The organism is Variovorax sp. P1_H2 (genome assembly GCF_056405295.1).
Genome location: NZ_JBFUCJ010000191.1, coordinates 1 through 7,154, shown reverse-complemented (window position 1 = coordinate 7,154; position 7,154 = coordinate 1). Strand labels below are relative to the sequence as shown.

6 protein-coding genes are annotated in these 7,154 nt (G+C 63.6%); 4 read left to right on the top strand and 2 right to left on the bottom strand.

Translation table 11 applies throughout. The annotated features are described in order from the left end of the window. Positions 1–391: 391 nt before the first annotated feature. Positions 392–2,269, bottom strand: a complete 1,878-nt coding sequence (locus tag AC1D2E_RS33910) for an FAD-binding monooxygenase (RefSeq protein ID WP_478201476.1) — start codon at positions 2,267–2,269, stop codon at positions 392–394. Between the two features lie 105 nt (positions 2,270–2,374). After that, positions 2,375–2,788, bottom strand: coding sequence for an acyl-CoA thioesterase (locus tag AC1D2E_RS33905; RefSeq protein ID WP_478201475.1), 414 nt, complete (start codon positions 2,786–2,788; stop codon positions 2,375–2,377). Positions 2,789–2,935: 147 nt separating this feature from the next. Here AC1D2E_RS33905 and AC1D2E_RS33900 point away from each other — a divergent pair, with 147 nt between their 5' ends. The 4 genes from AC1D2E_RS33900 (at position 2,936) to AC1D2E_RS33885 (ending at position 7,039) form a co-directional block, all read left to right on the top strand. Further along, positions 2,936–3,640, top strand: a complete 705-nt coding sequence (locus tag AC1D2E_RS33900) for a Crp/Fnr family transcriptional regulator (RefSeq protein WP_478201474.1) — start codon at positions 2,936–2,938, stop codon at positions 3,638–3,640. 129 nt (positions 3,641–3,769) lie between these two features. Further along, the gene (locus AC1D2E_RS33895) at positions 3,770–5,140 is read left to right on the top strand and encodes an MFS transporter (protein ID WP_478201473.1); all 1,371 of its coding nucleotides are present in this window, start codon (positions 3,770–3,772) and stop codon (positions 5,138–5,140) included. A 53-nt stretch (positions 5,141–5,193) separates the two neighbouring features. Further along, positions 5,194–6,084: a beta-keto acid cleavage family enzyme gene (locus tag AC1D2E_RS33890; RefSeq protein ID WP_478201472.1), complete on the top strand. Its 891-nt coding sequence runs from the start codon at positions 5,194–5,196 to the stop codon at positions 6,082–6,084. Positions 6,085–6,112: 28 nt separating this feature from the next. Continuing rightward, entirely contained in the window at positions 6,113–7,039 is a 927-nt protein-coding gene (locus AC1D2E_RS33885) for a 3-hydroxyacyl-CoA dehydrogenase NAD-binding domain-containing protein (protein WP_478201471.1), read from the top strand. The last annotated feature ends 115 nt before the right edge of the window (positions 7,040–7,154 follow it).

Genomic DNA, 7,154 nt, shown 5'->3' with positions numbered 1-7,154 from the left:
ATTCGATGCTGATCCAGCAGCGCCAGGATCTTCCTTCTGATTTCGTCGTCCATGTATCACCTCCACGAGCGTCAAGAGGGGAGCGTTCAACGGATATTCTGGGATGGTTCGGCCGCGCGGCCTTGACTGCGATCAAGGACTGAGCACCTGTTTTGCGGAGGGTCAACCGCTTGTCGAGGGGCCGCGCGATGCTGTGTGCCTGTGCCACCCCAGTGGCAGCGGGAGGCCTTATGTGGGACGCCATCGTAATCGGTTTGAGCATCGGCGGCTTGGCCGGCGACTCACAGTTGAGTTTCTCCAAGGTTGTCACGCTTGCGGGGCCAACAAAATCAACGGCTTACGAGCGCCGTTTTCAAAGTTGCGGACATAGCCCGCCGCTCCCTCGCCCAGCCTAGTGACGATCGAGCAGGAACTGGCCGAAGAAGGCAGCGAGTTCGTCATGCGCGTCCAGCGGAAGCACGTTCGAAACGTACTGGTCAGGACGCACGACGACCATCGCACCCTTCTCGCGGTCGATGCCGCGCAGATCGAAGATGTCGGAGCCCTTCTTGAGGTCAGGGCAATAGGTCTTCTCGTAGTCGATGAGACCGAAGCACCCCTTGCGCGGCATCAGGATGGAAGGCAGTTCCTCCACCTTGAGATCGAGGTGTCCCTGCTGGAAGACCGCGCGAACGTCGATGACGCTGTCGATGTAAGCGCCCGTGGGCGTGAAGCGGCGGACCGGCGAGTCTGGCGATTCCGACAAATAGGCGGTGAGGTCGCGCAGCCGCTCGCCGCCGGCGTCGGCGAACGCGTAGACGCGCCAGGCGCCATCGGCACGGGCCGCATGACCGAGGTGCACCGGCTTGGCGTCGGCGAGGCGCACGACGGGAGCCGAGTGGAAACGCGTTCCGATCGTGAATCCCTTGGCGAGATCCTGGTGGATCGCCTCGGCTGTCAGTACCGTCGTCGGCGCGTAGTGCGTCGCAACACCTGCCGTGTAACGTCCCGACTTTACGAAGTAAGCCTGAAGCTCTTGCGGGTCGACACCTCCGAGTTCCGGGCGGCTCGGATCCTTCGGTGGCGACGCCATGATCTTCGACCACTCCTTGTCGAAGTCGATGAGCCCCTGGGCAATCGCGTGGCGCTCGGCGGAGTAGGTGCGCAGCAGTTCCGGCCCGGCGCGTCCATCGAGAACGGAGGCGAGTTTCCAACCGAGGTTGAACGTGTCCTGCATCGAGACGTTCATGCCCTGCCCGGCCTTCGCGCTGTGCGTGTGGCAGGCGTCGCCGGCGATGAAGACGCGCGGCAGACGGGTTGCGACCTGGTCCTCCGGTACGTCGTCGAACCGGTCGGTGACGCGCTGGCCGACCTGGTACACCGCGAACCACACCACGCTTCTCACGTCGAGCGTATACGGGTGCAGCACGCGCCGGGCGGTCTCGAGGACCTTCTCCTGGGTGATGTCACGGAAGGCTTCGCGCTTGTTCGGATCGATGTCGCCGAGGTCGACATAGAGCCGCACCATGTATCCGCCTTCCCGGGGGATGAGCAGGATGTTGCCCTCGTCCGCGGACTGGATGGCGGCCTTGAGCCGGATGTCCGGGAAGTCGGTGACGGCCAGCATGTCCACGACGCCCCAGGCGTGGTTGGCGAAGTCGCCGCGCGGCACAGCCCCGATCGATTCGCGCACCCGGCTGTGCGCACCGTCGCAGCCAACCACGTACTTGGCGCGAACGGTGGATTCCGATCCCTTGCCCACATCGCGCAGCGTGACCACGACCGGGTGCTCGCCTTCGGGTTCGACCTTGAGGGTGACGAACTCCAGTCCGTAGTTGGCCTCGAGCCGCGTCGGCGACATGCGCATGTAGTCGAGCAGATACTGCTGCAGGCGGGCCTGGTTGACGATGAGATGCGGGAACTCCGACAAGCCATCCTCGGTGTCCTGGATGCGGCCCGTGCGCTCGATTCGGGAGCGATCCTGCTTCGACGGACGCCAGAAGACGGTCTCGTTCACCCAATAGGCCTCGCGCATGAGCTTCTGCCCCAAACCGAAGGCCTCGAACATTTCAACCGTGCGGCAGGCGATGCCGTCCGCCTGACCGACCTGCAGCGCGCCACTGCGGCGTTCGACCAGTCGCGTGCTGATGTTGGGAAAGTTCGACAGCTGTGCGGCCAGCAACGCCCCTGCGGGCCCACTGCCGATGACAAGAACGTCGACTGTGTCAGGGAGCTTCTCCTTGGCGATGTCGGGGTCGCCGGGCGCGTAGCCATTCAGATAGAACTGCATGTTGCCTCCAGAGCGATTGATGTGTTCATGGTTGTTTGCCTCGTGAAGATGGTCGTGGATGACGGGTGCGCAACGCCTTGTTGGATGCTGGCACGCCGCAGTTGTTCAGGCACAGGCGGCACGGATGAAGTCGGGCACGGGCACCGCCTTGAGCCTGCCGCTGTCGTCCCGCACGCACAGCGCACGCGTTTCCCGCCCTTCGCAGATCAGCTCGTTGCCACGCATCACGCGATGGAGCTGGATGAAGACCTTGCCTCGCCACTCCTCGATGCTGGTTTGGATGTCGATGCGCTCGCCGTAGGTGACCGAGGTAAAAAAGCGGTTGTGGATTTCCAGCAGCGGCGCGCCGACGCAGCCCGGCAACTCCGCCATCGCTCGCCACGGCGCCAGCCCGCAAGCAGTGAAGTAGTGATGCGATGCAGCATCCATCCATCGCGAGTAGTTGGGGAAGAAGACAATGCCTGCGGGATCGCAGTCGCCGAACTGGACGTCGATGCCGTAGACGATGGTCTTGCTCATGGGTTTCAAGCTCCTGTTGCGAATGGGATGATTGTTGTTGGCGGCTCGAAGACGCACAGTCGATGCATCGACACTCGAGATCAGGGTTTTCCCTTGTTCTTTCGTGACATGCGCGACGGTCGGCATGCCGCTCCCCAGGAGACATGGATGGCCCGACCCCAACGCACGCATGCGACTTCACTCACCCTCGACGAACTGTTGGGGCAGTCGGCGTGGTTCATGGCGCTTGACGAGCCTGCACGGGCACAGGTGCGCAGCGATGCGTCGGAGCGCGCGGTGGCGCTGGGCGATTCGCTCAGCCATCAGGGCGAACGGCAGCACGCCTGGTATGGCGTTCTCGAAGGGTTGATCAAGTGGGCCATCACCGCGCCCGACGGGCGAACCGTGACCCTGGGCGGCCAATCGGTGGGCAGCTGGTTCGGCGAGGGCACCCTGATTCGCAATGAGCCGCGCCAGTCGGACCTCGTCGCGCYGCGCTACAGCCGGGTCGCGGAGATACCGTTCGACACCTTCGAATGGCTGCGCCACCACCGGCCGTCGTTCAATGATTTCCTGCTGACGCAGGTCAATGATCGGCTGCATTGGTTCATGGGCAACTACGCGGCGCATGGCCTGCTCGACACCGACAACCAGGTGGCACGCGCGCTTGTGGGCATGGTGCATCCTCTGCTGAATCCACGGGGCGAGCGGCATCTGCAGTTGTCGCAGGAGGAACTCGCAAATCTCGCCGCCGTTTCGCGCCAGAGTTGCAACAGCGCCTTGACGCGCTTCAAGAGTGCCGGACTCGTGCAAAGCGAGTACGGCGGCATCGTCGTGCTCGACTTGCCCAGTCTGCAGAAACTCGCGCAGTAGGCGTTTCGAGGGGCGCGCGGCGCAGCCCGTGTTTACCCTTATTTCAACTGTCGGCGCATCGACTGCGTCAATGCGTTCCGCCCGGAATGATGCGTGTCTTGGCATGGCGCCATCACAAGGACACACGCAATGAACCACGCAACGTCAGCGGTCGACGGGGTCGCAGACATCTACCGAGCACCACCGCTGCGCTCTACCGAAGACAAGGTCTACCGCAAGATCAGCTGGCGGGTGATGCCGATCGTGCTGATCGCCTACATCTTCGCCTTTCTCGACCGCATCAACATCGGCTACGCCCAGCTTCAGATGAAGCAGGATCTGGCTTTCTCCGACGCGGTCTACGGGTTGGGCGCCGGCATCTTCTTCGTCACTTATCTGCTGTTCGAAGTACCCAGCAACCTGCTGCTCGAGAAGATCGGCGCGCGCCTCACGTTCCTGCGCATCATGGTGCTGTGGGGCCTGACCTCCGCCGCCACGGCCTTCGTCACCGAGCCCTGGCAGTTCTACGGCATCCGGCTGCTGCTGGGCGTGTTCGAGGCCGGCTTCTTCCCCGGCATCATCCTGTACCTCACGTACTGGTATCCGAGCCACCGCCGCGGCCGCGTGACCGGGCTGTTCCTGTTCGGCATGCCGATCACGGGCGTGCTCGGCGGCCCTCTGTCAGGAATGATCATGGGGGGCATGGAAGGCCTCGGCGGCATGCACGGCTGGCAGTGGCTGTTCATCGTCGAAGGGCTGCCGACCGTGTTGCTGGGGTTCCTGCTCTTTCGCCTGCTGCCGAACAAGCCGGCCGAGGCATCCTGGCTGGACCACCGCGAAAAGGCGCTCGTGCAGTCGGTGCTCGATGCCGACCACAAGGTCGACCAGAAGCCCGGCCACCACGGCAAGCTGGCCGCCGCGCTGGCAGACCCGAAGACCTACGTGCTGGCCTTCGTCTATTTCTGCTGCGCCTGCGCGGTCTACACGGTCACGTTCTGGCTGCCGACGATGATCAAGAGCCTTGGCATCTCGAACATCGGGGCGATCGGCTGGATCACCGCCGTGCCCTACATCTTCGGCGCCATCGGCGTGCTGGTGATCAGCCGCAGTTCCGACCGGTTCAAGGAACGTCGCTGGCACGTCGGTGGAACGCTGGTCGTGGGCGCCGCCGCGTTGTTTGCCACCTCTTTCCTTGGCACGAGCTTCGCGCCGGTGATGGTGCTGTTGTGCATCGCGGCGTTCTTCATCTTCGGCGGCGGCTCGCTGTTCTGGTCGATCCCGCCGACCTACCTGAGTCGCGAAGCCGCGGCGACCGGCATCGCCGTGATCAGCTCGCTGGGCATCCTGGGAGGCTTTGTCAGCCCGACGGTGATCGGCTGGATCAAGAGCGTCACCGGCAGCATCCAGATGGGCCTGGGCGCCTTGACCGCACTGGTGATCGTCGGCGGACTCACGATCCTGATTGCCCTGCCCAAGAGTGCCGTGCGCGTCGGTACCGCAGGTGACGCCGCAGGCCACTAGCCGCACGCAACCACCCGATTCCTCCTCACTTCCCTTCACTCGAGACCCGAACCATGAGCAAGCCCAAAATCATCGTGACCATTGCCCCGACCGGCGGCATGGCCACCAAGAAGATGAACCCGAACCTGCCGACGCAGCCGCAGGAGATCGCCGATGACACCTACCGTTGCTACAACGCCGGTGCCAGCCTGGTGGCCGTGCATGCGCGCCGTTCCGACGACGAAGCGACCTGCGAGCCGTCGATCTACACCCGCATCAACCGCTTGATCCGAGACAAGTGCGACATCATCCTGAACAACTCGACGGGTGGCGGCATCAACGGGGACATGGTGCGCGAGCTCCCCAACGGCTTGTGGGAAATCCAGTGGGAGGAGCGCCTGAAAGGCATGCAAGGCGAAGGCGTGGAAATGTGCACGCTCGATGCGCAGACGGTCATCGCGAGCTTCGGCGGCAAGGAGATCCTGGTGGCGACGCCGCCCACGTGGATCCGCCAGATTGCCGGAATGATGAAGGAACGCGGCATCAAGCCCGAGTGGGAGGTGTTCGGTCTGGCGGACATTGTCCAGGACGTCCAGCGCTCGCTCAACGAGGGCCTCGACGACGCTCCCCACTTCATCAACATCGTCATCGGTGCCAATGCCTTCCAGGGCGCCTTGCCCTATACGCCAAGATTGCTGCAGACGATGGTGGACCACCTGCCGGCGAAGACGGTGTTCAACGTCAGCGCGATCGGTGCCGCGCAGCTGCCGGCAGCGATGAACTCGCTGCTGCTGGGCGGTCATGTTCGCGTCGGGCTCGAGGACAACCTCTACTACGAGCAAGGCGTGCTGGCCACCAACGTGCAACTCGTCGAGCGACTCGTGCGGCTGGTTCGCGAGATGGGCTATGAGCCGGCGACGCCGGCTGAAGCGCGCGAGATCATCGGCCTGCCTCCACTGCGTTGAACCGATCGAGATCATGGAGAAAACGAATATGAAGGTTGCCGTCGTCGGCACTGGCGTCATTGGTGCAGGCTGGGCCACCCACTTCCTGGCCCAGGGCTTCGAAGTCAGCGCAACCGATCCGGGCCCTGGCGCCGAGGCGCGCCTGCGTGAGTGGGTCGACGCGTACTGGCCAACCGTCGAGGCGCTCGGCCTGGTTGACGGCGCGTCGAGGGACAAGCTGTCTTTCACGACGGACGTTGCGCAAGCCGTGCAGGACGCCGTCTTCATCCAGGAAAGCAGCCCCGAAAGGCTGGACGTCAAACACGCCTTGATCGCGACCATCGAAGCGTCCGCGAATTCCGATGTCATCATCGCTTCGTCTTCGTCCGGCTTGTCTATCAGCGACATCCAGGCGGGTGCCAGGCATCCGGAACGCATCGTGCTCGGCCACCCCTTCAATCCGCCCCACCTCATCCCACTGGTGGAGGTCGGAGGCGGCAAGCTGACGTCCGTCGAGAACGTGACCAAGGCGATGGCGTTCTATGCGTCGACCGGCAAGAAGGCCATCCGCATCAACAAGGAAGTCAAGGGCCATATCGCGAACCGCCTGCAGGTGGCGCTCTGGCAGGAAGCCATCTCGTTGGTGCAGAGAGGCGTCGCGTCGGTAGAAGACATCGACACCGCGATCTCGTACGGCCCGGGTCTGCGATGGGCGTTGCTCGGCCCGTTCATCAATCTGCATGCATCCGGTGGGCCCGGCGGCATCACCCACCTGCTGCAGCATCTGGGCGCCTCCCAGCGTGAATGGGCACGCGACCTCGGCAAGTATCCGGAGACGGACGACTACATCCATCAGATTGCACAGGGCGTCGATGCCGAACTGGAGGGCCGTGATTTCCCTGGGATGCTCCGCCAACGCGATGAATTGTTGGTTCAGCTGATTGCGTCAAAGGCGACGAAGTCGCAGATTCCGTAGTTGACACGGAGGGGCGCGTCCGCAACGGTTGCACCCCTCCCGCTCGAACGGTCGGCCACAACCGGACATTCCCGACGACACCCCAGTTGGCTATGCTCGAAGCGACCGGTAAGGC